Origin of the sequence: Micromonospora sp. CA-249363 (genome assembly GCF_050950185.1) — a bacterium.
Lineage (GTDB): Bacteria > Actinomycetota > Actinomycetes > Mycobacteriales > Micromonosporaceae > Micromonospora.
The window spans coordinates 2,877,786-2,901,524 of sequence record NZ_CP192020.1 but is presented as its reverse complement, the minus strand read 5'-3'; the positions used below and the strand labels follow the sequence as shown (position 1 = coordinate 2,901,524).

General features: G+C 74.5%; 23 protein-coding genes. 16 read left to right on the top strand and 7 right to left on the bottom strand.

Annotation, left to right across the window (positions count from 1 at the left end; all coding sequences use genetic code 11):
- Positions 1 to 4 precede the first annotated feature (4 nt).
- The 7 genes from ACQPZK_RS13300 to ACQPZK_RS13270 all read left to right on the top strand — a co-directional run bounded on the left by ACQPZK_RS13300 (position 5) and on the right by ACQPZK_RS13270 (position 9,267).
- On the top strand, positions 5 to 982 hold the full coding sequence (locus ACQPZK_RS13300) for a helix-turn-helix transcriptional regulator (RefSeq protein ID WP_433538591.1): 978 nt from the start codon (positions 5 to 7) through the stop codon (positions 980 to 982).
- A 93-nt stretch (positions 983 to 1,075) separates the two neighbouring features.
- Entirely contained in the window at positions 1,076 to 1,708 is a 633-nt protein-coding gene (locus ACQPZK_RS13295) for an ATP-binding cassette domain-containing protein (protein WP_433538590.1), read from the top strand.
- Complete coding sequence (locus ACQPZK_RS13290; protein WP_433538589.1) at positions 1,705 to 2,985, top strand: ABC transporter substrate-binding protein; 1,281 nt, start codon at positions 1,705 to 1,707, stop codon at positions 2,983 to 2,985. The genes ACQPZK_RS13295 and ACQPZK_RS13290 overlap by 4 nt, the downstream gene beginning before the upstream one ends.
- Entirely contained in the window at positions 2,982 to 4,748 is a 1,767-nt protein-coding gene (locus ACQPZK_RS13285) for an ABC transporter permease subunit (protein WP_433538588.1), read from the top strand. The genes ACQPZK_RS13290 and ACQPZK_RS13285 overlap by 4 nt, the downstream gene beginning before the upstream one ends.
- Complete coding sequence (locus ACQPZK_RS13280; RefSeq protein WP_433538587.1) at positions 4,745 to 7,144, top strand: tetratricopeptide repeat protein; 2,400 nt, start codon at positions 4,745 to 4,747, stop codon at positions 7,142 to 7,144. The genes ACQPZK_RS13285 and ACQPZK_RS13280 overlap by 4 nt, the downstream gene beginning before the upstream one ends.
- 72 nt (positions 7,145 to 7,216) lie before the next feature.
- Entirely contained in the window at positions 7,217 to 7,840 is a 624-nt protein-coding gene (locus ACQPZK_RS13275; RefSeq protein WP_433538586.1) for an ABC transporter ATP-binding protein, read from the top strand.
- The gene (locus ACQPZK_RS13270) at positions 7,837 to 9,267 is read left to right on the top strand and encodes a DUF6297 family protein (protein ID WP_433538585.1); all 1,431 of its coding nucleotides are present in this window, start codon (positions 7,837 to 7,839) and stop codon (positions 9,265 to 9,267) included. The genes ACQPZK_RS13275 and ACQPZK_RS13270 overlap by 4 nt, the downstream gene beginning before the upstream one ends.
- A 12-nt stretch (positions 9,268 to 9,279) precedes the next feature.
- On the opposite strand, the gene ACQPZK_RS13265 is transcribed toward ACQPZK_RS13270, so the two are convergent.
- Both ACQPZK_RS13265 and ACQPZK_RS13260 read right to left on the bottom strand, forming a co-directional pair.
- On the bottom strand, positions 9,280 to 10,311 hold the full coding sequence (locus ACQPZK_RS13265) for an extracellular catalytic domain type 2 short-chain-length polyhydroxyalkanoate depolymerase (RefSeq protein ID WP_433538584.1): 1,032 nt from the start codon (positions 10,309 to 10,311) through the stop codon (positions 9,280 to 9,282).
- 278 nt (positions 10,312 to 10,589) lie between these two features.
- Positions 10,590 to 11,192 (bottom strand): MBL fold metallo-hydrolase, encoded by a 603-nt coding sequence (locus ACQPZK_RS13260; RefSeq protein ID WP_433538583.1) that lies wholly within the window; start codon positions 11,190 to 11,192, stop codon positions 10,590 to 10,592.
- 42 nt (positions 11,193 to 11,234) lie between these two features.
- Between ACQPZK_RS13260 and ACQPZK_RS13255 the strand changes: the two genes are divergently transcribed.
- Positions 11,235 to 12,047 (top strand): SDR family oxidoreductase, encoded by an 813-nt coding sequence (locus ACQPZK_RS13255; protein WP_433538582.1) that lies wholly within the window; start codon positions 11,235 to 11,237, stop codon positions 12,045 to 12,047.
- On the opposite strand, the gene ACQPZK_RS13250 is transcribed toward ACQPZK_RS13255, so the two are convergent.
- Complete coding sequence (locus ACQPZK_RS13250) at positions 12,013 to 12,645, bottom strand: hypothetical protein (protein WP_433538581.1); 633 nt, start codon at positions 12,643 to 12,645, stop codon at positions 12,013 to 12,015. The genes ACQPZK_RS13255 and ACQPZK_RS13250 overlap by 35 nt on opposite strands.
- A 157-nt stretch (positions 12,646 to 12,802) precedes the next feature.
- Here ACQPZK_RS13250 and ACQPZK_RS13245 point away from each other — a divergent pair, with 157 nt between their 5' ends.
- From ACQPZK_RS13245 to ACQPZK_RS13235, 3 genes are all read left to right on the top strand, one after another.
- Complete coding sequence (locus ACQPZK_RS13245) at positions 12,803 to 13,903, top strand: DUF5919 domain-containing protein (protein ID WP_433538580.1); 1,101 nt, start codon at positions 12,803 to 12,805, stop codon at positions 13,901 to 13,903.
- A gap of 73 nt (positions 13,904 to 13,976) precedes the next feature.
- Entirely contained in the window at positions 13,977 to 14,849 is an 873-nt protein-coding gene (locus ACQPZK_RS13240) for a pentapeptide repeat-containing protein (protein ID WP_433538579.1), read from the top strand.
- A gap of 165 nt (positions 14,850 to 15,014) precedes the next feature.
- Positions 15,015 to 15,257, top strand: coding sequence for a preprotein translocase YidC (locus ACQPZK_RS13235; protein ID WP_355049949.1), 243 nt, complete (start codon positions 15,015 to 15,017; stop codon positions 15,255 to 15,257).
- Here ACQPZK_RS13235 and rnhA read toward each other — a convergent pair.
- Positions 15,254 to 15,724: a ribonuclease HI gene (gene rnhA / locus ACQPZK_RS13230; protein ID WP_433538578.1), complete on the bottom strand. Its 471-nt coding sequence runs from the start codon at positions 15,722 to 15,724 to the stop codon at positions 15,254 to 15,256. The genes ACQPZK_RS13235 and rnhA overlap by 4 nt on opposite strands.
- An 83-nt stretch (positions 15,725 to 15,807) precedes the next feature.
- Here rnhA and ACQPZK_RS13225 point away from each other — a divergent pair, with 83 nt between their 5' ends.
- Positions 15,808 to 16,536: a tyrosine-protein phosphatase gene (locus ACQPZK_RS13225; RefSeq protein ID WP_433538577.1), complete on the top strand. Its 729-nt coding sequence runs from the start codon at positions 15,808 to 15,810 to the stop codon at positions 16,534 to 16,536.
- A 29-nt stretch (positions 16,537 to 16,565) separates the two neighbouring features.
- Here the strand turns inward: ACQPZK_RS13225 and ACQPZK_RS13220 are convergent, their stop codons facing one another.
- Entirely contained in the window at positions 16,566 to 17,804 is a 1,239-nt protein-coding gene (locus ACQPZK_RS13220) for a lycopene cyclase family protein (protein ID WP_433538576.1), read from the bottom strand.
- A 283-nt stretch (positions 17,805 to 18,087) separates the two neighbouring features.
- Between ACQPZK_RS13220 and ACQPZK_RS13215 the strand changes: the two genes are divergently transcribed.
- The 3 genes from ACQPZK_RS13215 to ACQPZK_RS13205 all read left to right on the top strand — a co-directional run bounded on the left by ACQPZK_RS13215 (position 18,088) and on the right by ACQPZK_RS13205 (position 20,494).
- Positions 18,088 to 18,582 carry a hypothetical protein gene (locus tag ACQPZK_RS13215; protein ID WP_433538575.1) on the top strand — a complete coding sequence of 165 codons (495 nt, stop codon included), beginning with the start codon at positions 18,088 to 18,090 and terminating at the stop codon, positions 18,580 to 18,582.
- Positions 18,583 to 18,670: 88 nt separating this feature from the next.
- Positions 18,671 to 19,282 (top strand): class F sortase, encoded by a 612-nt coding sequence (locus tag ACQPZK_RS13210; RefSeq protein ID WP_433538574.1) that lies wholly within the window; start codon positions 18,671 to 18,673, stop codon positions 19,280 to 19,282.
- Between the two features lie 105 nt (positions 19,283 to 19,387).
- A complete protein-coding gene (locus tag ACQPZK_RS13205) occupies positions 19,388 to 20,494 on the top strand; it encodes a magnesium and cobalt transport protein CorA (protein ID WP_433538573.1) in 1,107 nt (368 codons plus the stop codon).
- 160 nt (positions 20,495 to 20,654) lie between these two features.
- Here the strand turns inward: ACQPZK_RS13205 and ACQPZK_RS13200 are convergent, their stop codons facing one another.
- On the bottom strand, positions 20,655 to 21,368 hold the full coding sequence (locus ACQPZK_RS13200; RefSeq protein ID WP_433538572.1) for an MBL fold metallo-hydrolase: 714 nt from the start codon (positions 21,366 to 21,368) through the stop codon (positions 20,655 to 20,657).
- On the opposite strand from ACQPZK_RS13200, the gene ACQPZK_RS13195 reads away from it, so the two are divergent.
- A complete protein-coding gene (locus ACQPZK_RS13195) occupies positions 21,367 to 21,885 on the top strand; it encodes a YchJ family protein (RefSeq protein ID WP_433538571.1) in 519 nt (172 codons plus the stop codon). The two genes, ACQPZK_RS13200 and ACQPZK_RS13195, sit on opposite strands and share 2 nt — an antisense overlap.
- Positions 21,886 to 21,980: 95 nt before the next feature.
- Here ACQPZK_RS13195 and ACQPZK_RS13190 read toward each other — a convergent pair whose 3' ends face one another.
- The gene (locus tag ACQPZK_RS13190) at positions 21,981 to 23,285 is read right to left on the bottom strand and encodes an MFS transporter (protein ID WP_433538570.1); all 1,305 of its coding nucleotides are present in this window, start codon (positions 23,283 to 23,285) and stop codon (positions 21,981 to 21,983) included.
- Positions 23,286 to 23,739 lie beyond the last annotated feature (454 nt).

Genomic DNA, 23,739 nt, shown 5'->3' with positions numbered 1-23,739 from the left:
TGGAGTGCGGGCCAGTCGACTCATTTCCGTCCTGCTGCTGCTCCAGTCGCACGGCCGGCTGACCGCCGCGCAGCTCGCCGAGCGGCTGTCCGTCTCCCCGCGCACCATCTACCGCGACGTGGAGTCGCTGCACGCCGCCGGCATCCCGCTCTACTCCGAGGCCGGGCACGCCGGCGGTTACCAGCTCGTCGACGGCTGGCGGACCCGGCTGACCGGCCTGACCGCCGAGGAGGCCGAGCGGCTCTTCCTGGCCGGGCTGCCCGGCCCCGCCGACGAGTTGGGATACGGCGACGTGGTGGCGGCGCTGCGACTCAAGCTGCACGAGGCGTTGCCGACGCCGTTGCGCGCCCGGGCCGCCCAGCTCCAGCAGCGCTTCCACCTGGACACACCCGGTTGGTACGCGGACGGCGACGCCTCCCCCGAACTGGCCCGCACGGCCGAAGCCGTCTGGCGACAGCAGCGCGTGCGGGTGCGCTACCGCGGTTGGCGGGGTGAGGTGACCCGGGTGCTGGAGCCGTACGGCCTGGTGCTCAAGGGCGGCCGGTGGTACGTGGTGGCCACGCACCCCGGCCGGTCCGAGCCGGCGACCTACCGGATCAACCAGATCCTCGCGTTGACCCCGCTGGCCGAGGAGTTCGACCGGCCGGCCGACTTCGACCTGGCGGCCTGGTGGCGGGAGCACGTGGTGCGGTTCCGCGCGCAGCTGCACCAGGACGAGGCGACCGTACGCCTGTCCCCCGCCGGCCGGGCGCGGCTGCGGGAGATCGGCAGTGATCCGGTGGTGGCCGCCGTGGACGCCAGCGCCGGTCCCGCCGACGCCCAGGGATGGGTGACCGCCGTGCTGCCGATCGAGTCGTTGACCCACGCCCACGGTGACCTGTTGCGCCTCGGCGCCGACGTGGAGGTGCTCACCCCGGGCACGCTGCGCGACCTCCTGGCCGCCACGGCCGCCGGCCTGGCCGCCCTCTACGCCCCCCGGTAGGCGCCGCCGCCTTCCACCACATTGGAAGATCCACGGGACATCGACTGTCGGCCACGTGTGCCACCCTGGGACGGTCGCCAGCGGTCACCGGAGGTGAGGGCAACGTTACGACTACGCGCGCTGGTCGCCGTCCCCGGCACCGGGCCGGCCACCCTCGACGTCCCGGCCGGCCAGACGGCCGCGCTGGTCGCGCCGCCCCGGGTCGGCACGGCCGTGGCCCGGGTGCTGGCCGGGCTGGCCGCCCCGGTCACCGGCCGGATCATGGTGGGCGAGCGGGACGTCACGACGCTGCCGCCGCCGCGCCGGCAGATCGGCTACGTGCCGGCGGGCGGCGCGTTGCTGCCGCAGCTCACCGTGCGCCGCAACATCGAGTACGGCCAACGCAAACGCGAACGGGTGCACGAGATGGCCGAGGACTGGACGACGACGGTGGTGGAGCGGCTGGAGTTGGCGCCGACGCTCGACCTGCTCCCGCACGTGCTCTCCGACGCGCAGCGGTTCCGGGTCGCGCTGGCCCGGGCCGCCGTCTGTCTGCCCGAGGTGCTCGTCGTCGACCTGCCGGTCGAGCCGGCCGGCGGCAGCCGCCTCGGCGACCTGCTGCCCCGACTCGCCCCGTCGGAGACGCCGGGGGTCGCCACGCTCGTCTGCACCGCCGACCCGTCCACGCTGGCCGAGATCCCGACGCGGCACCACCTGGTCACCGAGCCCGACGAGGTCCCGCGGTGACGCCGGCCGGCGGCCTCACCCGCCGTACGCTGCTGCGCGCCGCCGCGGCCGGCGCGGCGACGACCGCGGCCGGGTGCGCCGGCGGCGCCCGCTCCCTACAGGTGGCGGTGGTCTGGAGCGGCAGTGAGCTGGACCGCTTCCAGAAGGTCGTGGACGCGTACCGCGCCCCCGCCCCGGTGCGGGTGGTCAGCGCCGGCAACGACATCGACGCGTTCCTGCGGGCCCGGCACCTCGCGGGCACCTCGCCGGACGTGGCGATCCTGTCGCGTCCCGGCCTGGTCACCGAGTACGCCGCGAAGGGCTGGCTCCGCCCGGTACGACCGTCGATCGAGTACGCGGTGCCGATCGGCCTCAGCGACCTGCTGATGGCCGAGGGGCAGCGCTACGGCCTCTGGGTCAAGGCGGCGCACAAGTCCCTGATCTGGCATCTGCCCTCGATGCTGCCCGAGCCGCCGACGAGCTGGGACGAACTGGTGTCGCTGACCCGTCGTCTCGGCGCGCTCGCCCGCGACGGCGGCCCGGCGCCCCTGGCCATCGGCGCGGCGGACGGCTGGGTCCTCACCGACTGGTTCGAGAACGTGCTGGCCGACCTCGCGCCCACCGCGTACGACGCGCTCGCCGCCTCCGAGGGTGACTGGCAGGGCCGGGCGGTCCGCGACGCCCTGGACCGGCTCGCCGAACTGTGGAGCATCGACGGCGCGTTCCCCGGCGGCGGCCGACGCGCCCTGCTCACCCAGTACGAGGAGTCGGTGATCCAGGTGGTGCGCTCACGACGGGCGGTGATGGTCTTCGAGGCCGATTTCACCGCCGAGGTGGTGGGCCGGTTCCGCAGCGGCACCGAGGAGCCGGTCACCTTCCGCTTTCCGAGCGCCGGGGCGGGCAGCGGCGCGCTGATCGTCGGCGGCGACGTCGCGGTGGCGTTCGACCACGACCGGGGCGGCCTGGAGCTGGTCGAGTGGTTGACCCGGGCCGACTCGTTCGCCCCCTGGCTACAGGCCGGCGGCTACCTGTCGCCGAACACCACCATTCCGCTGGACAGGTACGACGACCCGGTCCGCCGGCAACTGGCCCGCGAGATGCGCGGTCCGGACACTCTGCACTTCGACCTCTCCGACCAGCTGCCGGGGGCGTTCACCGGCTCCGACGGCGTCGGCATCTGGCGCATCATGCAGGACTTCTTCGCCGACGTCACCGGCGGCGTGCCGGCCCGTCGGGCGATCGACAACGCCACCGGGCAGCTCGCCGCGGCGGCCCGTGACGCGGGCAGTGACCGGTGAGCGAGACCCGGGTGCTCGGCGAGCTGGCGGTGCTCGACGACGTGGGCCCTCCGCGCCGGGGCCGGGCCTACCCGGCGGCCGGTGCGACCTCCGCGCTGCTGCTGCCGGCCGCGCTGCTGCTCGGCGCGCTGGTGCTGTGGCCGGTGCTGCGCACGCTGCACGCCAGCGTCACCACCGACGGTCACTGGGTCGGCGCGGAGCACTTCCGGGCCGCCCTCGACGCGCCGCACACCGGGGCGGTGGTCGGCCGTACGGTGCTGTGGGCGGTGCTGGTGCCGGCCGTGGTGACGGCGTTGGGCTATCTGTTCGCCGTCGTGTCGCGCCGCTCGCAGGAGGGTGGCCTGGTCCGCCTGATCCTGCTGGTGCCGGTGGCGTTGCCGCTGGTCGTCACCGGGGTCACCTTCCGGCTCATGTACGACCCCGACCCGACCCGTGGCCTGGTGACCCTGCTCGCGGCGCGGGTGACCGGTCGCTCCACCGAGGACGCCCCGCAACTGCTCGGGCCGGGCCTGGTGACGGTGGCGTTGATGTCGGCGTTCGTCTGGGCGTGGGTGGGACTGGCCGTGCTGGTCTTCCGGGCCGCGCTGGACCGCGTACCGCCGAGCCTCGCCGACGCGGTACGCGCCTACGGCGGCGGCCGGCGACACGTCCTGTGGGACGCGCAGTGGCGACCGCTGTTGCTGCGTACCGTCGCGGTGGTCTTCGCCCTGGTGGCGCTCGGCACGAGCCGCACCTTCGACCTGATCCTGGTGATGACGCCCGGGTCGGTCCGCGACGACGCGTCGGTGCTCGCCCTGCGGGTCTGGCAGACCTCGGGCGGCACCACCACCGGGCAGGGCGCCGCGCTCGGCGTCGTCTGGCTGGCGGCGGTGGCCGCCGGAATGCTGGTGGCGGCGTTCTTCGTCCGCCAGGCGTGGCCGCCGCCGCGCGTCGAGGCGACGCCCGACCCGGCGCCCGTGCTGCCGCCGCGCCGGCTGTTCCGGGTGCTCGCCGCCGCCGCCGCGCTGGCCTGGCTCTTCCCGCTCGTGGTGCTGCTGGCGACCTCCGCGCACGGGCAGGTCGACGCCGCCGCGCAGGGCTGGTGGTCCGCCCCGCCCGGCGCGGGCTCCTACGCGGCCCTGCTCGGCGGCGGCGAGCTGTGGCGGGCGCTGGGCTTCACCCTGCTGCTGGCCACCGTCGTCACCGCCACGGTGCTCGTCGTCGCGCTGCTGGCGGCGTACCCGCTGGCGTGGCTGACCGGTCCGGCCGCGCAGGCGACCGGTCTGCTGTTGATGGCCGCCACCGTCGTCCCGGTGCAGGTGCTCGCCGGACCGGTCAACGAGGTGCTCGGCCTGGTGCTCTCCTCCGGCACCGCTCGCGGGTTGGCGCTGGTGCACGTGGCGCTCGGGGTGCCGTTCGCGGTGCTGGTACTGCGCAACGCCTTCGCCGACCTGCCCGCCGAGCAGGTACGCGGCGCTCGGCTGGGCGGTCGACGCTGGTGGGGAACGCTGCGTCGACTGGCCCGACACAATCTGCCCGCCGTGATCGCCGTCTCCGTGCTGGAGTTCGTCCAGGTCTGGAACGACCTCGCGGTGGGCCTGCTGTTCAGCGGCCCGGAGGCCACTCCGCTCGGGTTGTTCCTGGCCGGGCAGAGCCGCGGCTTCGTGTCCAACAGCGGGGTGCTGGCCGCCGGTTCGGTTCTCGCCTCGGTGCTGCCGGTGGCGCTCATGGTGCTCGCCCGGCGGCAACTCGTCGCCGGCCTGGTCTCCGGGGGCGTACGGTGACCCGCCCCGGCGGCGCGCCGGGCCGAGGGCCGAGATGGCCGGTGCTCGCCGCCGTCGTCTCGCTGCTCGGCGGCGTGCTCGGCAACGTGGGCATCAACCTGCTCTCCGAGCTGGTGAGCAGTGCCCTCGGCCCGGCCGCCGAGCTGCTCGGTCCGGCGAGCATCGTGATCGGGCTCGTCGGCGCGATCGGCTTCGGGGTGTACGCGCATCAGCGCCGGGCCGGGCGGGAGACCGGTCCGGAGCCCACCGAGGTGGTCAGCACGCCGGTCGAGGATGTGCCGACCCTGCCGTACACGGCGGGGTTCACGGGCCGCGACGAGCACGTCCGGGCGGTTCTCGACCTGCTCGCGCGCGAGCACGCCGTGGCGGTGCTGGGCCGGCGGGCGGTGGGCACGTCCGCCTGCGCCATCCAGGCGGCGAACCTGTGCCGGGCGGAGTTCCCGGACGGGCAGTACCACTTCGACCTGCGCCGGGGCGGTCGGCCCCGGTCTCCCCGACAGGTGCTCACCGCGCTGGCGGCGGTCCTGGGCAGCGCGCCGCCGGTGTCCGGTCGGCCGGACGCCCTCGCGGCGGCGGCCGCCGCGATCCGCCGCAAGATCGACGGACGCAAGATCCTGCTGGTCCTGGACAACGTCGACCGGCCCGAGCAGGTCCGCGCGCTGCTACCGCCGACCGCGCGCACCTGTCGGCTGCTGCTGGCCGGCGGTCCCGCGCTCAGCGGGTTGAACGGCGTGGTGGAGCACTGGATCGCCGAGCCCGGTCCGGACGAGGCGGTCGAGCTGTTCGCCGCCGCCGGGGGCGCCGCCCCGGCCGCCCGGGTCCGCCGGGCCGACCCCCGTACCGACCCGGCGGTACGCGAGATCGTCGACCTGTGCGGCCGGCAGCCGCGCACCGTCCGCGCGCTGGGCTACCGCACGGCCCAGCACGGCTGGCGGCACCTCGACGTCCTGGACGCGCTGCGCCGGGCCGTACGCACCCCGCCGCACCAGCGGGTCGCCGTCTCACCGGCGGCCCAGCTCGTCACCGAACGGGACACCGCCTACCGGGCGTTGACCCGCGAGGCCCGCCGGCTGTACCGGCTGATGTCCCTGGCACCCGCCCCGGTGGACCGGCCGACCATCGCCGCGCTGGCCCGCCGGCACCCCGAGCGGATCACGAGGCTGCTGGACCAGTTGGCCGCCGCCGCGTTCGTGATCGGCGCCCCCGGCGACCGGTACGAGGTCCGTCCGTTGCTCGCCGCGAACGCCCGCCTGCACCTGCGCGACGCCGACCCGGCCCGTTCCCGGGTCGCCGCACAGGCTCGGCTCACCCGGCATCTGGCCCGGCGGGCGGAACGGCACGCCGCCAACCTGGCCGTGCTGGGCTCACCGCCGGACCGGGAGTGGTTGCTGCCGCTGGACGACGACCCGTACGGCTGGTTCGACCTGCACCAGGAGTTGCTGCTCGCGGTCGTCCGGGTGCCCGCCGGGGCGGCCGAGACGCTGCCCCGACGGGTACGCCGGTGGTGGTTCCGGTTGGCCGTGGCGCTGTGCGGGTGGCTGGCGCACGTCGAACGGCTCGACGAGTGGGAGCAGGTGTGCCGTACGGTCCTGGCCACCCCGACGGCCGACGACCGACCGGAGATCGCCGGCTGGGCGCACAACGAGCTGGGCGTGCTGCGCCGACGTCGACACGATCCGCAGGGCGCGGCGGCGGCGCTCACCCTCGCGGTGGCCGAGCGCGGCCGGCGGGGCACCGCCCAGGCCCGGATGAACCTGGGCCTGGCCCTGCTCGATCTGGGGCAACTCGACGACGCGGTGGAGCACCTGGAGCTGTCCCGCCGGCACCGCTCGTCCGCGGACCGGGCCGGGCACGCCCTCACCCAGCTGGGCCTCGGCGCGGCGCAGCTGGCCCGGGGCGAGCTGGACGCCGCGCACCACCATCTGGTGCGGGCGGCGAACACGTTCCGGTCGGTGGGTGACGCGCGCGGTTACGCCGCCGCGCTGACCAACCTGGTGCTGGTGCACGCCAGCCTCGGCGAGCACCTGGACGCGGCGCAGGCGTGGCGGGCCGCCCTGCGCGAGTACGAGTCGGTCAACGACCCGACCAGCCGGGCCGCCGCGCTGCTCAACGCCGGGGCGACGCTGCTGACCAGCGCGCCGGGACAGGCGCGGACGGCGTACGAGCTGCTGGCCGAGAGTCGACGGCTGCGCGAGGACGTCCGGCCCACAGCGGGGCTGGGACGTACCCTGCTCTATCTGGGCGACGCCGCCGCCGCGCTGGGCGACCGGGCCGACGCGCGGCGGCTGTGGGCGGACGCGGCGGCGGTGGCCGAGGAGGTCGGCGACGACCGGGCGCTGACCGCCGCCGACGGACGCCTGGTACCCGACGTCGAAGCGCCGCCGGCCACCCCCTGAGCGGTGTGTCCCCCCGGGTCGGCGTGATGTCGATCGCTCGTCGTGGCCGGTGGCGTGGGTCTGGGAGAGTGTGTGACCGTGGACGCTCTCTCGGTACGGGGACTCAGCCGCAATTTCGGCAACCTGGTCGTGCTCGACGACGTGACCTTCACGCTGCCGCCGGGCCGGATCGCGGTGGTGCTGGGCCCCAACGGCAGCGGCAAGACCACCCTCCTGCGCTGCGTGGTGGGCGCCGACCGGCCGGACGAGGGCGAGGTGCGGGTGCACGGGTACCGGGCCGACGAGACCGACCCGCAGGTGCGCTCGCTGGTGGCCGCCGCCCTGGACGACATCGACTTCTTCCCCGACCTGTCCGTGGTCGAGCACCTGGAGCTGGTCGCGTACGCCCACGGGGGCAGCGCCGAGCCGGTCGAGGAGGTGCTCACCGAGCTGGGCCTGGAACCGGCCCGTGACCAGCTCCCGGTCACCCTGTCCAGCGGGCAGCGCCGCCGGCTCGCGCTGGCGTCCTGCTTCGTCCGGCCGCGCCGGGTGCTGATCCTGGACGAGCCGGAGCAGCGCCTCGACGTCGCCGGACGGCAGTGGCTCGCCGACCGGCTGCGGCGCGAGCGCGACGCCGGCACGACCGTGCTGATGGCCTCGCACGACCCGGAGCTGATCGACGCGGTCGTGGACGAGCGGATCGAGATCGGCCGGTGACGGCCGCGCCGACCACGATCGCCGAGGCGCCGGCCGGGCTGCCCACGGCCCGGCAGGTCCGTACGCACCTGCGCCGCGCCCGGCGCCGCCACCACGAACACTCGCTCGGCGACGTGCTGGGCGACGCGTACGTCGTGGTCCTGTTCCTGGGCATGTACGGCTGGTTCGGGATCAGCGCCAGCCGCAGACTGCTCGACTCCCCCGCCGTGGGCCAGGCCGAGCCGGGCGTGCGGTGGTGGCTGGCCCTCGCCACGCTGCTCGCCGGCACCGGGCTCGTCTGGCGCGGCCTGCGGGCGTTCGGCCCGCTGCTGGTCACCCCGGCCACGCAGAGCTGGGTGACCAGCGCGCCGATCGATCGGCGGGCCTGGTTGGCGCCGCGCCTCGCGATCCTGCTGACGGGCGCCGCGGTGGGCACGGCCGCGCTCGGGGTGGCGGTGGCGGCGCTCGGCGGGGTCAGCGACCCGGCGGCCCTGGGTTGGGCGGCCGTCGCCGGCGCGGGGTGGGGCACCGCTGCGCTGGCGCTGAGCGTCGTGGCCCAGAGCAGCCGGGCGGGGCGGCGGTGGCCGGCCCTGGCCGGCGCGGTCCCGATGGCGGTCGCGGCCGTCATCACCGCCGTCGTGGTGCTCACCGGCCGCCTCGGCGAGGGACTGCCCCGTCCGTCGGCGACGCCGACGATCGCCCTGGTCGCCGTCGCCGTGCCGCTCGCGGTCGTCGCCACGGTGCTGGCGGTACGCGCGCTGCCCCTCGTCGACCGGGCCACCCTGACCACCGGCGCGCAGTTCGCCAACGCCGCCGCCACGGCGACGATCCTGCTCGACCCGAGCCTGCTGGCCGGCCTGGTGGAGAGCCGTCGTTGGCGGCGCGTCGGCCGGGTCCGCAGCAGCCGGTTCCTGCCCGGTCCGGGCTGGTGGGCGTTGCTCCAGGCGGACGTCCGACGGCTGCGCCGGCACCCCAGCGCCCTGCTGATCTGGGTGGGTCTCGTCGGTGTCCAGTACGCGGCCGCGCTCGCCCTGCCCGGCCTGGCCGGGGCCGCGCAGGTGGTGTTCGCCTACCTCGCCGTCACCCGGCTCACCGGCGGGCTGCGCGCGGTCAGCCGGTCGACCGGGCTGCGTCGGGCGCTGGGCGGCAGCGACGCCCTCCTGCGGGGCATCCACGTGGTGGTGCCGGCCGTCGGCGCGGGCCTGTGGTGGCTGCTGACCGTGCCGAGCCTGCCCAGCGTCGACGCCGGCCCGGCCTGGCTCGCGCCGACGCTGGCGCTCGGGGTGGTGGCCGCCGCCTTCCGGGCCGGCACCCGCCCGCCGCTCGACTACGGCGGCGCGACGGTCAACACGCCGTTCGGGATGGTCCCGGTGGACCTGCTACGACAGGGTTTCCGAGGGCCGGCGCTGCTCACCGCGGTCGTCCTGCTCCAGTTCTTCGCGGGCTGAGCACCACGGCCGTCAGCCGTCCAGCCGACGGACCATGTTCATGATCGTTTCGAGCTGGGCGCCGCCCTTGATCGGGAAGTTCGTCGCACCCAGGTAGCCCCACCAGTCCCAACAGCCGTTCGGGTTGCTCAGGGCGGTGCCCGCCTGGGGATAGAGCACGATCAGGTTGTTGGTGTCGGCGTACTGGTTGAGGTTAGCCCGGTCGACGAAGGCCGTACCCACCGACCCGGCACCCTGCACACAGCCGTGCAGGGCGACCAGCAGCCGACACGACTGGCCGGCCGCGCACGCCGACGGGACGTACGCGTAGCCGTTGGCGTCCATGCTCAACCCGTTGGCCCAACCGTTGACGGCGAACGTGTTCTGGTCGAAGCGGACGAGCGTGCCGCCCAGCGCCCCCGTGTTCGGCGCGTTGACGCCGCCGAGCAGTTTGCGCAGCAGGGCGTTCTGCGGGTCGGTGCCGCAGTCGTTCAGGTAGGGCGACGCGGTCGCCGTACAACCCAGCGTGCCGTACGGGGTGACCCAGCTGTGACCGGCGGCCGAGCCGCTGTCGTACTGCACGCTGGCGCCGAAGCGCTGGTAGTAGCGGACCAGGTCGTCGGTGACGGACTTCTTGACGGCGGTGTCGTTGTTGCCGTGGAACACGTACACCGGATCACCCGAGAGATTGCCCACCGGGTCGACCCAGCCGTACGACGCCCAGGTGCGCGTGTACGTCTCCAGCGCCGGCACGTTCGTCGGGTAGATGTTGTCCCCGCAGCCGTAGAGCGCCTGGGCGACGGTGTTCTGCGAGCAGTAGTAGGGGCCGGCGGCGAAGACGGCGGCGCCCCGGATCCGGGACGAGTAGGCGATGTGCAGTTGGGTGGCCATGTAGCCACCGGAGGACACCCCTGCGACGTACACCCCGGAGACGTTGTAGGTGCCCAGCGACCCGGACACGGGTGGCCTGGTGGACGGGTTCGCGGCGTGGGCGGGGGCCGCGATGGTCAGGATCAGCAGCAGGACGGCGGTCAGGGCGGTGGCGGCTCTGCGCGGTGTGGTCATGGACGCTCTCCTCGGCAGCGCCGGCGGGGGCGTCGACGCGCGCCGAAGCTACCGTGACGCGGGCCACACCCGACATGAGCAGGACCGACATGCTTGTCGATGTCGGTGTGTGCGCCGACCACCCACGACGGCCACGGCGACGCGCCGGCCGATGGTCCATCCGGCCCCTGTCGAGCTGCCCCACAAATGGGGCAGCAGAGCAGTTGTCGCAGCTGTCATCCCCGTAACACCGCCGCGCGGACGGCGTCGGCGATTCGATGCAACGACGATCGCGTCGCTCAGGCGGTGTCGCCCGGGGCGAGGTGGCGGTAGCCCGGGATGGTCTCGGCGAACCAGCCGGCGACGCTGGCCAGGCCACGGTCGTTGAGCTGCGCGTCATGAATGGGGTACGCGGCCTCGGCGCCCACCGCCCGGGCGAAGCGGATCGCCTCGTCGAGGCGGAGCCAGGACCCCTGGGCGGGGACGAGCAGGGTGCGCACCGGCTCGTCCGGTACGTGCACGGAGTCGCCCGGGTGGTAGAGCCCGTCGCCGATCAGGTAGCCGAGGTTGGGACAGTCGGGCTGGCCTTCGTGGATCACGGCGTGCCGGCCGCCGTGGGCGCTCACCGTGATGCCGGCGGCGGTGAAGCGCTGTCCCGGGCGTACCCGGGTGACGGGCAGCGGGGCGAGGTCGGGCAGCCGGGCGCCCTCGGGGGCGTACACCGGCACGCCGAGTCCGGCCAGCCGCAGCACGTCCACGTGGTCGGTGTGCTCGTGGGTGACCAGGACGGCGTCCGCGCCGACCAGCGCGTACGGTTCGCTCCAGGTGCCCGGGTCGATCACCAGCACCCCACCGTCGTGCTCGACGCGTACGCAGGAGTGGGTGAACCGGGTGATCCGCATCCGGTGACGGTACGTCGCGCCCGGTCGGGGTACTGCCCGTCCATGCCCCAGCGATACGACACGTACCCCCGGATCGCCGTCGTCACCGGCGCGGACTCCGGCATCGGCAAGGCCAGCGCGGTCGCCCTGGCCGAGGCCGGTTTCGACATCGGCATCAGCTGGTACGGCGACGCCGACGGCGCCGAGCGGACAGCGACCGAGGTTCGCGCGGCCGGACGACGGTGCGAGGTCGCCGAGGCGGACTTCACCCGCCTGCCGGACGCGACGGCGGTGATCGACGACCTGGCCGACCGCTTGGGAGGCATCGGGGTGCTGGTCAACAACGCCGGCACCGGCGCCTCGACGCCGTTCGTCGACACCGGCTGGGAGCAGTGGCGCGAGGTGTTGGCGGTGGATCTCGACGCTCCGTTCCTGTGCGCGCAGCGGGCCGCGCGCCGGATGCGGGCCGTCGGCCTCGGCGGACGGATCGTCAACATCACCAGCGTGCACGAGCACGCGCCCCGGGTGGGCTCGGCCGCGTACTGCGCGGCGAAGGGCGGCCTGGGGTTGCTGACCCGGGTGATGGCTCAGGAGTTGGCCGCCGACGGGATCACCGTCAACGCCGTCGCGCCGGGTGAGATCGCCACGCCGATGACCGGGCAGGAGGACGTCGACCCGTTCACCCAGTCGCGGCCCGGCGTGCCGGTCGGACGGCCGGGTGACGCGCGGGAGGTGGCGGCCGTGGTCGCCCTGCTGGCCTCGCCCGCCGCCAGCTACGTCACCGGGGCGTCCTGGCCAGTCGACGGCGGCATGCTGCTGATGGGCCCGCAGGCCAGCGCACTCACCGACGACGACTGGCGTCGGATCCAGCCCTAGGTCCCCTCGACATGCGGACGATGTAGAGGAACTGGGCCCCGAACGCCGCGAGCGCGACCGCCACCCCGGCGACGACCATCAGCCAGTGCCAGCCCCCCACCATGCCGAGCACCAGGACGACGGCCGAACCGACGAGCGCCGCGTTGACCGCGCCCACGAGCGCGGCCGTGGTGAGCAGGAACTCCCAGCGTCCGGCCCGGATGCCCACCAGCTTGCGGGCCGCCTCCGCGCTGTCCTCGGACGCCACCGCGTCGACGAAGAAGTCGTGCTCGCTGGCGAGACGGTGGTGGTAGTAGGCGCGGATGCGCTGGATCCGCTTCATGTCCAGCGAGTTCTCCACGGTGGTCTCCACCAACCGCAGGAAGGTCAGCACCCCGATGACCACCAGGATCGGCAGCACCGCGCCCAGGTAGGGGCGGACCACCTGGTCGTTGCCGGCGGCGAAGCCGAGGCCGATCAGGGCCGCCGACAGCACGGACAGGAAGATGGTGGCACGGCCGGTGGCCTCGTCGATCGTGCCGGCCCGGGACGTCTGCAGGGCGTAGTGCTCGGTGTTGAGGACGCTCAACAGCGCCTTCTCGCGTTCCGCGTCGTCCACACCGTCACCGTCCGCGCTCGCCCGAGTCCGATACCGTCACCCTACGAGTGGTAGGGCGAGCACGGCCGACGAAACCGCCGGCCACGAACGGGACAGCGAGCGGCAAAGCCGGCACGTATCCTCCGCATCTCGGCGGGCCATGACGGAAGGGGACCGGATGCCCGAGTGGGCGGGTCGGGGCGACAGTGGCGGCCGGCAGCGCCGTGCCTTCGTCGTCGGTGGGGCGCTGCTCGGCGTCGCGCTCGTGATGCTGGTGGCCGCCTGGCGCAGCAGCGGCTTCCTCAGCGACCTGCTACTCAACATCGGCTCCAGCGTGGTCCTCGCCGCCATCTCGTACGTCATCTTCGACCCGCTGTTCGAGGAGGCCCGCCGGGCGCGGGTGCAGGAACACCTGAGCTTCGACCAGCACGCGTTCGTGGCCCGGCTGCACCGCTGCGCACGGCGGGTACGCATCCTGGACACCTGGACGATCCTGCTGGAGGACACGCACCGGGAGGAGACGCTGCGGGCGGTGCGAACCGCCCTCGCGAACGGCGCGCAGGTGCAGTTGCTCCTGCTGGACCCGGACTGCACGGCCGCCCAGCAGCGCTCGGAGGAGTTGGAACGGCAGCGGGTGGACGTGCCGCGCCAGATCCGTACCAACCTGCGCCACCTGGCGCTGTTCCACGACACCCTGGACGCCCGGTTGCAGCGCCGGTTGCAGGTGCGGCTCTACGACGCGTCCCCGTCGATCCAGCTCTACCAGTGGGACAGCCGGGCGCTGATCTCGTTCTTCCCGATCGGGAAGCTGTCGTTCAACGTGCCGCAGCTCGAGGTCGACATGGACAGCCCCTGGGGTGGGTTCGTGCACGCCCGCTTCGAGGAGCTTTGGGAGCACGAGCAGGCAACCGTCAACCTGGAGCGGTACTGGTCCGTCGCCGTCACGCTGCGCCACGACGACTCCGACGTCATCGAGATGCGGGTGCCCTACGTGAGCGTGGAGGGGCAGCACTACGTCGACTGCGGCGGGTTCCGGGTCACCGGGCCGCTGACCGTCCGGGCGGTGCTGCCACCGCGTACGCCGGGCGGCGCCCCGGCCGTGTTCGCGCTGGCGGAACCGGTCGACGGGGACCCCACGCCCGCGGCCACCGTGCGGAGGCACTTCGATCAGAAGTACGGCGATGCGCAACGGGAGATCCGCCGGCTGGTGCCGCCGCCGGGCGGTTCGCGTACCCCCGATCCTCGCTCCGCGGCCGCCAGCGACGCGCACGGACGGTGACCCCGGCGGGTGCCGGGACCACGGCCCCCGCGACAATGGGGTCGCCGCCCCGACCGCCAGGAGGACCGCTTCCGTGTCGACGCAACCCGTGCCGCCCGGGCCGGCGCGTCTCGCCGCCGACTGCGCGCGCTGCTTCGGGTTGTGCTGCGTGGTGCCGGCCTTCGCCGCGTCGGCCGACTTCGCCATCGACAAGCCGGCCGGGCGCGCGTGCCCGAACCTGCGTCCGGACCACCGCTGCGGCATCCACACCGAGCTGCGGGAGCGCGGGTTCGCGGGCTGCACCGTCTTCGACTGCTTCGGCGCCGGGCAGCAGGTCGCGCAGGTCACCTTCGGTGGGCGGGACTGGCGGGACGCTCCGGAGACCCTGCCGGCGATGGCCGAGGCGTTCCGGGTGCTGCGTCCGCTGCACGAACTGCTCTGGTATCTCACCGAGGCGCTGTCGCTGGGCCCGTCGACCGGGCTGCGCGCCGAGCTGGACCGAGCCCGCGTCGAGATCGCCGGGCTCACCGAGGGCGATCCGGCCCACCTGGGGACCGTGGACGTCGACGCGCACCGGGCCCGGGTCAACCCGCTGCTGTCGCGCGCCAGCGAGGCGGCCCGCGCCCCCGGGGGCCTCGACCGGCGGGGCGCCCACCTCTTCGGCGTCGACCTGCGCCGGACCGACCTGCGCCGGGCGAACCTGCGCGGCGCGCTGCTGATCGGCGCCGACCTGCGCGGCGTGGACCTCGCCCTGGCCGATGTCACGGGCGCGGACCTGCGCGGGGCCGACCTACGCGGCGCGGACCTGCGGACGACGCTGTTCCTGCACCAGGCGCAGCTCGACGCCGCGCGCGGCGACGCTCGCACGGCCCTGCCGGCGACGCTGACCCGGCCGGCGCACTGGACGGCGCTCGCGCTCACACCGGTGCGCGCCCCCGCTCCGAGCCGCCGTGGGCGGCGGCGCTGACGACGGTACGAGGTCCGCGTCCGCCTGCGGTCCCTGCGCCTGCCGCACGCCGCGCCGCAGGCGACCCCGGTCATCCAACCGGCGGCCGCCGCCGGACGAGGTTTCGCAGGTGACGACGCCGGGTAGCCACGGCCGACGCGGACCGGCATCGACGGGAGGCACGGCGTGGGCTACCGAAAGCGCGACGGTGAGCTGCCGGGCGACCCGCAGCACAGCGAGGACGAGGCCGGGCAGGTGCCGTTGGTGCAGGTCGAGGCGGACACCGAGGTTCCCGCGCCGGCGGACACCGACGAACGGCCGGACATCGTGACCGAGGGCGACAACTCGGGTGTCGCCGGTGGCTCGTCCGGCAGCAGCGGCGGCGGGTCGAGCATGCCCGGCCACCCCGACGCGACCCGCCGGGGCTAGGGCCTGGGGCCGGCCAGCGCCGCGCGCGCCTCGGTCATGCCCTTGTTGGCCAGGCCGTCCGCGCGCTCGTTCTCCGGGTGACCGTTGTGCCCCTTGACCCACAGCCAGGTGACCTCGTGGCGCTCGCAGGCCGCCTCCAACCGCTGCCACAGGTCGGCGTTCTTCACCGGCTGCTTCGCGGCGGTACGCCAGCCGTTGCGCTTCCACGACGCCAGCCAGCTCGTGATGCCGTTGCGGACGTACGTGCTGTCGGTGTGCAACTCGACGGTGACCGGCCGGTTCAGGCTCTCCAACGCCTGGATGGCCGCCATCAGCTCCATCCGGTTGTTGGTCGTCGGCGTGGCCTCGCCACCGCACAGCTCGCGCTCGTGATCGCCGTAGCGCAGCAGCGCCCCCCAGCCGCCCGGCCCGGGGTTGCCGCTGCACGCCCCGTCGGTCCAGATCTGCACGCCCCTGCCCTCCGCCATGGCAGGCAACCTACCGGGCGGCGGCCCCGTGCCGCCCGGTCGGGGGCCGCCACGCCGGGACCGGACGCACTAGGGTCTGCCGGATGGATCGACACGTCGCGTTCGACCGTCTGCACAACTTCCGCGACCTCGGTGGTTACCGCACCGACGACGGGCGTACCGTCCGCTGGCGGTTGCTCTACCGCTCGGACTCGCTGGGCAAGTTGGCGGACGCCGACCTGGACCGGTTCCAGGCCCTCGGTGTCGACACGGTGATCGACCTGCGGTACCCGTGGGAGATCGCCGCCCGGGGTCGGGCGCCGCAGATCGACGGGCTGGCCTGGCACAACCTCAGCATCGAGCACCGCACCTACGACCAGGCGACGATCGACCCCACGGTCGACCCGTGGCGTTACCTGGCCGACCGGTACGCGGAGGTAGCCGAGGACGGGGTAGCCGAGCTGCGGCAGGCCCTGGAGGTGGTGGCCGCCGCCGACACTCCCCTGGTCTTCCACTGCGCGTCCGGCAAGGACCGCACGGGCCTGCTGGCCGCGCTGCTGCTGGCGCTGCTGGGGGTCGACGAGGAACAGATCGCCGCCGACTTCGCGCTCACCGAGCTGGCCACCGAACGCCTCGTCGCCGACTGGAAGGCGCTGAACCCGGACCGTGAGCTGCTCTGGCCCGCGTACGGCCGCGCTCCCGAGGCCATCATCCGGCACTTCCTGGCCGACCTGACCGCCACGTACGGGTCGGTGGTGGGCTACGCCACCGACCGGCTCGGCGTGGACGAGGCGTTGATCGCCCGGCTGCGCGACCGCCTCCTCACCGGGTGAGGCCGGTGACGTGACTGTCGAGGACCGGGTCAGGTCTGCGGCTCGGCCACGGGCGGACCGCCCGCCACGGCGGCCGGGACGGCCGGAGCGGGACGGGCGGGGCGGAGTCGGTCGCGGACGCGGTGCGCGGCGTCGGCGGCCGTGGCGGCGATCATCGGCAGGAGCCGGGTCGAGTTCATGATCGCGATCTCCTCGGCCGGGGTGGTGACGCCGTCGAGGAAGCGCAGGACCCGCTCGGGCGGGTTGCGGTCGAAGAGCCGGTCGAAGAAGTCCGGACCGCCGACGCCACCGGAATCCAGCGCGCGCAGCGCCACCGCGTCCATCCAGCGGTGCCGGCCCGGGTACGCGGGGGCCGGCACCGGCGGGCGGCCGGCGGCGAGCGCGCGGGCCACCTGGTCGGCCTGGCGGTGCATCGCCGAGAAGGTGAAGCCGGTGGAGGGACGGGTCGCGCCGCCGGCCGTGCCGAGGCGTACGACGCGGGGCGAGGGCCGGGCCGGAAACGGCGCGTCGGTCATCGGGATCACCCCGTTCTCGACCTCGCGAACGCGCAGCCCGCCCGGGTCGAGCCCGAGCAGGTCGCGGTAGCCGGCCAGCGCCGTGTCGTACCCGGCGTCGGTGAGCAGGTCGGGCGAGAACTCGGTGTACTCGACCAGGGCGTACCGGTCGCTGACCGGGAGCACGTACCCGAAGGAGACGCCCCGGGCCGGCTGCGGGGTACGGAAGTCCATGAGGACCGCCCGTCGCGGGTCGAACACCGGCCGGTCGGCCTCCAGCCACCAGCCACGGAAGTGCTGCAACCACGTCGTACGGCCGGCGCGGGCCGGTGGACGGGGGCGCGAGTCGAGCGCCCAGCCGGCCCGGATCTCACGCCCGTCGCCGGTCCGCACGACCACCCCGGTGCCGTGGTCGTGGACCGCGTCGGCGGGTGCCGCGATCCGGACGGCGTCCAGCCGGCGCTCGGCCTCGGCAGCCCGGTCGTAGACCGGGCCGGAGCGCAGCATGGCGTACCGCAGCGGGGTCAGGTCCAGGACGCGGCGTCGCGCCGCCGTCGCCACCTCGACCTGGCGCCAGCTCGCGCTGAGCAGCGGGTCAAGGTCGGTGTCGGGGTGGCCCCAGAACGCCCAGGTGCGGTCCTGGCCGCGCCGGCGGACCGGGTCGACGACGGCGATCCGCAGGTCCCGGGCGCCGTGCCGGTCGAGCGCGGCGAGCACCAACGAGGCGGCACCCCCACCGCCGAGCAGCGCGAGATCAACGTCAAGCCGGGTCACCCGCACCACGCTCCCACACCGCACCGCGATCTTGCAGTTGCGGTGGCGACATACCGGGCAGGGCACGCATGTCGGCGACCGAAAGTGCAAGATCGGCGCAATCTTGTCGGCCCGCACCAGGACCCGCCTTCGGGTGAACACGTGACGGCAACGAAGGTTTCTCATTTTCACCTGATCGGGGTCCCAACCCACCTAGTGTTGGGCACACCGGTGCTAGTCACGGAGTTGGCCACCCGAACGACGTCCCACGCAGTCAGCGGACGAAAAGTGAGGGAAGACGCGTATGAAGGTCTCAACAGCACTCTGCTCGGCGGCGCTCGGCGTGGGTCTCGGCACGCTCCTGCTGCCGGGCGCCGCACTGGCCGACACCGTCGTGTCACCGGCCACCACCCCGGTCGGAGGAACCGTCGTGCTCACCGCGACGACCTGCAACCCGAAGTCGGGCGACGTCATCTTCCGGGTCACCGGACCCAACCGCGACCAGAACGTCCGATCCACCACGGCCGCCGCAGGCGGTGGGCTCAGCGCCGAACTGTTCACCGCCGGGTTCACCCTCGGCACCTACACGGTGGCCGCGACCTGCGGCGACGGCAGCTCGGCGGGCAGCGCCACCTTCACCGTCACGCCGATCGGCGGCGCCCCCGCCGGCTCGGGCGGCGACAACCACAACGGGCGCGACGCGGGCGCGCTCGCCGCCGGGGGCACCCTGCTCGGCACGGCCGCCGCGGGCGCGGTGCTACTGGTACGCCGACGCCGCCCGGTGTCCACCGTCGCCTGACCGGCGACTGCTCCATCCCAAGAGGTCGGGTGCCCGTGCCGGTACGACCGGCGCGGGCACCCCGACGAGCCCCTACGGAGGTGCGCACGTGTGGTGGCGGCGAAGCCTGCCGGCCGTGGTCGCCCTGCTCGGCGTCACCGGGCTGGGGCTGATCACCGTCGGCCTCACCGCCGACCCGGAACGTCCCCCCGCGCCATCGGTCGACGCGCCGAGCCGCACCCGTCCCGCGCCGGACCTGGCCCCACTCCCCCACGCGGCGCCCGTCCGGGTGCGGATCCCCGCCATCGACGTACGCGCCGAGATCGTCCCCGTCGGCGCCGATGCCGCCGGGGTACTGGAGGTCCCGCCGCTGGACAAGCCGACCCTCGCCGGCTGGTACCGGCACGGGGTGAGCCCCGGCGAGACCGGCAACGCCGTCCTGGTGGGACACGTCGACTCCCCGGCCGGACCGGCGGTCTTCTTCGACCTCGGACGGCTGCGCGCCGGCCAGGAGATCCAGGTCACCCGGGCCGACGCGCGGGTCGCCACGTTCACCGTGGACAACGTCCAGGCGTACCCGAAGGACCGCTTCCCCAGCGGCCTGGTCTACGGCTCAGCGGACGTCGCCGGACTACGCCTGATCACCTGCGGCGGCCGCTTCGACGACGCGACCGGCAACTACGTGGACAACATCGTCGTCTTCGCCACCCGCACCGCCTGAGGTGAGAACCCGGCTGTCGGACGCCGGACGCCGCTGGGCAGAATCCGGTGGCACCATGCCCTGCGAGCACCGTGGCCGCGACGGTGCGCGGGAGGGGGGCGCGTCGTGGATCAGCGAGCGGTACGGGACCGGGCCGGTCGGGGCGTACGCGCCCTGGCCCGTCGACTGCTGGGCCGTCCCGGCGGTGACACTCGGACGCCCCGCCGGTCCAACCCGGACGCCGTGGTCGACTGCGCCGTGTACGTCAGGGGTCGCCGCGAGCCGGGCCGACCACACTACGACGACGCGTACGCCCGCGCCCGGCGTGGCCGCGACGCCTTCGTGTGGCTCGGGTTGCACGAGCCGGGGCCGGCGGTGCTCGCCGCGGTGGGGCGCACCTTCGGCCTGGACGAGCTGACCGTCGAGCAGGCGCTCGCCGACGGGCACCGGCCCACGGTGCAGCGGCACGGGTCGGTCACCCTGCTGGTGCTGCGCACCGCCGGGTACGTGGAGCACGCCGAGCTGACCGACACGTCCGAGGTGATCGACACGGGTGACGTGATGGTGCTGCTCGGTGACCGGTTCGCCGTGACCGTGCGGCACGGCGCGGCCGGGGCGCTGCGCGACGTCCGGGCCGACATCGAACGCCGGCCGGAGCTGCTGGCCGCCGGTCCCTGGGCGGTGGCGTACGCGGTCTGCGCCCGGATGGTCGACACGTACCTGGAGGTGGCCGGGCACGTGGAGCGCGACCTGGAACGCGTCGAGGAGGCGGTCTTCGCCCGCGACCGGTCGGCCGACATCCAGCACATCTACCAGCTCAAGCGGGAGGTGGTGGAGTTCAAGCGGGCCGTGCTCCCGCTACAGACGCCCCTACGGACGTTGCTCGACCCGACCGGCGACGGACCGCCGCGCGCTCTGCACCGCTGGTTCGTGGACGTCGACGGTCGACTGGGCCGGGCCGTGGACCGGGTGGCCGCGTACGACGACCTGCTCACCTCGATCGTCCAGTCCCGCCTGGCGCAGCTCGCCGTCGAGCAGAACAACGACATGCGCAAGATCGCGGCGTGGGCCGCGATCGCCGCCACGCAGACCGGCATCGCCGGCGTCTACGGCATGAACTTCGACCACATGCCCGAGCTGGCCTGGCGCTACGGGTACGCGGGCGCGCTGGCCCTGATGGCGGTAACCGCGCTAGCCCTGCACCGCCTGTTCCGCCGCTCGGGCTGGCTCTGACCCTTCCCCGCGATCTTGCACTTTCGGTCGCCGATATGCACCCTTCTGCCGGCAATGCGGCGACAGTAAGTGCAAGATCGACGGCGGATCAGGCGCGGCCAGCGGGTCAGGCGCGGTCAGCGGGTCAGGCGCGGCCAGCGGGTCAGGCGCGGTCAGCGGGTCAGGCGCGGTGGCGCCTCAGGAAGGCGCGGATGCGTTCGCGGGGACGTTCGGTCAGCTCCGGGCCGTGGGTGAACGCCGCGATGTCGTACTCCAGCTCCCCGAACACGTGGGCGGTCTGCCGCGTCATCCGGAAGTCGCTGCACAACAACTTCGGCGCCCAGCGCACGCCGAGCACGTTGAACAGCGCGTCCCCGGTGATCAGCAGTCGGGTCGGCTCGTGCAGCAGCGACACGTGACCGGGCGAGTGCCCGGGGGTGTGCACCACCCGCAGGCCACCGCCGACGTCGAGCACGTCACCGTCGGCGAGCGGCTGCGCCACCCGTACGGCCGGAAATTTGCCGCCGGCAACCCGGGTGAAGAACCGGCCGCCGGTCACCGCCGGGTCGACGGGCGGATTGTGGCCGCCCTCGGCGTACGGGACGTCGGCGGCGTGCGCGGCGACCGGCGCGCCGGTACGGCGGGACATCTCCGCCGCCCCGCCCGCGTGGTCGGGGTGCGCGTGGGTGAGCACGATGCGGGTGACGTCCGCCGGCGTCCTGCCCATCGCGGCGAGCCCGGCCACGATCCGGGCCGGGGCCTTGGCCAGCCCGCAGTCGACGAGCGTCACGCTGCCGTCGTCGTCGACGAAGGCGTACGAGTTGACGGCCGAGCGCCCCACGGTGGGGATGCGCCAGACGTTCGGGGCGATCGACACCGCCGGGGCACGCGTCATGCCCGGCAGTCTAGAGACGATCGTCAACCATCAGTGCCCGGTCGACGACCGGACGGCCGGTCACCGGGGCCGCCCGGTGGTGCGGCAGGATGGCCGGGTGGGCAAGGCGGGACGAGGCCGGCGGGCGAACGCGACGACCGGCGGGCTCTGCCCGTGCGGCACCGGTCGGGCGTACGCCGACTGCTGCTCCCCCGCGCACGGTGACGCCGCCCCGGCGCCGACCGCCGAGGCGTTGATGCGCTCGCGGTTCAGCGCGTTCGCCCTGGGTGACACCGACTACCTGCTGCGCAGCTGGCACTCCTCGACCCGGCCGGAGCGGCTGGAGCTGGACCCGGCCCAGCGGTGGATCCGGCTGGAGATCGTCGAGACCGAACGCGGTGGCCTGCTCGACGCCAGCGGCACCGTGACGTTCCACGCCCACTACCGCGAGGCCGGTCAACCGGGCACGTTGACCGAACGCAGCCGCTTCGCCCGCGAGGACGGCCGCTGGGTCTACCTCGACGGCGTGCAGTCGTAACGGAGGCGACCGGCCGGCCGGGCGCGTACCGGATGGTCCGCCGGCTCGCCCGGGCCGCCGGCGTCGCGACCTGGGCGACCGCCGCCGGGCCGCGCTCAGCCCGGCCCGCGCGCGGCGACGCCGCCGCTCACGGCCGCGGCGCGCCGGCGGCGGATCAGCAGCGCCAGCGCCATGATGAGGTACGCCCCGGCGGCCACCGCGAACGCGACCGCGTTGCCGGCCAGCGTGGCAACCAACCCGTACCCGGCGTACGTCCCGATGATCAGCACGTCGGTGAGCATCCCGGCCAGCGAGGTGACGGTGGCACGGCTGCCGCCGGTGATCCGGGCCTGTAGGCGCGCGTCGGCCAGCACGGTGGCCAGCTGCGCGGCGGCGAACGCCACCGCGAGCAGCACGAAACCACCCGGATGCCGGACGAGTGCGCCCCCGGCCAGCGCCACGGCGACAAGTGCCAGCAGCGCGGCGTAGCCGCGACGGCCGAGCCGTTCGCCCACCGGGACGAGCAGCCCGCCCACGGTCACGCCGGCCCACAGCAGCAGGAGCAGCAGCGGCACCGCCTGCGCGCCGACGCCGGTGTCCAGGGCCAGCAGCGGCGTGTACTCGTCAAGCGCCCCCCAGTCGGCGGCCACCACGGCGACCAGCAGCACGGCGGCTCGCACGGGTGGCCGCGTACGGACCTGCCGCACGCCGGCCCGCAGCGTCTCGGACCAGGTCAGCTCGTCGTCGTGGTCGTCCGGGTCGTACGCCGCGATCGGCGACGCGTCGTCGTCCGGTGCGACGCGCGGCGACGCGGCGGACGGCGCGACAGGCGATCGGCGGTGTTCGGGGAACCGGGTGGCGACGGTCGCGGCGAGCAGGCAGGCGAGCACGCTGCCCGCGCCGACCGCCGGGTACCCACCGGCGGCGAACACCGGGCCGGCGAGCACCCCGGTGACCACCACGCCGAGCACACCCGCCGTACGCGCGCGGCCGAGCACGCGGGCGTACCGGTCGCTGGCGTCGAGGCGGGCCAGCTCGGTCCAGACCAGCGCCTCGAGCGCGCCGGACACCAACGCCCCACCCGCGCCCCAGAGCAGGAACCCGACCGCGAAGGCCGGGTACGACGGGAGCAGCACCCAGAGCGTGTAGCCGACGGCGGTCACGAGCGGGGCGAGGCACAGCAGCAGCCGTCGGGACACCACGTCGGCCCACGCGCCGGACGGCACCTCGAACAGGATGCCGGCGGCCGACCAGATGACGAACAGCGACGAGATCTGCCCCACCGACAGGCCGGTGTCGGCGAAGAGCACCACGTACAGCGGGTAGAGCAGGACGAGGTCACTGAGGAACGCGTACCCGTAGAGGGTCGCCGAGAGGCGGCGCACCGCCAGGTCGGGCACGCGCGAGGCGAGACGGATCATGGGGCCTTCCCGTGGGAGTGGAGACGGACACCGGACGTGCGGTGCCCGTGGCGGCCCACGGGTGCGGCCTACGGGGCGGGATCAATGTCGCCAGGTCATGTCGGCGATGGTAGACCGGCCGCGCCGACGCCGGCCAGGCGTTTCGACGGCCAGGCGTCTCGACGGCCAGGTCACTCGACGGCCGGCGAGACGCGGAGCGGGGCGGGATCCCGGTGGATCCCGCCCCGCTGGCCCGTCGCTCGGCCCGACCCGGCTCAGCGCCGGTCAGGGTCCACCGGCGGGATGACCGTCGTGGCCTCGCTGTCGTCGCTGGTGCGCTGGCCGGGCACGGCGCCACCGCTGATCACCTGGGTCGTGTCGCCGTCCCGGCGGGGACCCACCACCTGCGTCGTGTCGTCGGTGGCCTGCCGGGCTCCGGCGGCGTCGACGTCCGTCCGGGCGACGACCTGGGTGG

Bases quoted from the DNA above. Each gene is read 5' to 3' on its own strand.
- ACQPZK_RS13190 (WP_433538570.1), bottom strand. From the start codon at position 23,285: ATGATCCGTCTCGCCTCGCGCGTGCCCGACCTGGCGGTGCGCCGCCTC.
- ACQPZK_RS13265 (WP_433538584.1), bottom strand. From the start codon at position 10,311: ATGACCACACCGCGCAGAGCCGCCACCGCCCTGACCGCCGTCCTGCTG.
- ACQPZK_RS13200 (WP_433538572.1), bottom strand. From the start codon at position 21,368: ATGACGCGTGCCCCGGCGGTGTCGATCGCCCCGAACGTCTGGCGCATC.
- ACQPZK_RS13225 (WP_433538577.1), top strand. From the start codon at position 15,808: ATGGATCGACACGTCGCGTTCGACCGTCTGCACAACTTCCGCGACCTC.
- ACQPZK_RS13245 (WP_433538580.1), top strand. From the start codon at position 12,803: ATGCCCGAGTGGGCGGGTCGGGGCGACAGTGGCGGCCGGCAGCGCCGT.
- ACQPZK_RS13255 (WP_433538582.1), top strand. From the start codon at position 11,235: ATGCCCCAGCGATACGACACGTACCCCCGGATCGCCGTCGTCACCGGC.
- rnhA (WP_433538578.1), bottom strand. From the start codon at position 15,724: ATGGCGGAGGGCAGGGGCGTGCAGATCTGGACCGACGGGGCGTGCAGC.
- ACQPZK_RS13195 (WP_433538571.1), top strand. From the start codon at position 21,367: ATGCCCGGCAGTCTAGAGACGATCGTCAACCATCAGTGCCCGGTCGAC.
- ACQPZK_RS13215 (WP_433538575.1), top strand. From the start codon at position 18,088: ATGAAGGTCTCAACAGCACTCTGCTCGGCGGCGCTCGGCGTGGGTCTC.
- ACQPZK_RS13260 (WP_433538583.1), bottom strand. From the start codon at position 11,192: ATGCGGATCACCCGGTTCACCCACTCCTGCGTACGCGTCGAGCACGAC.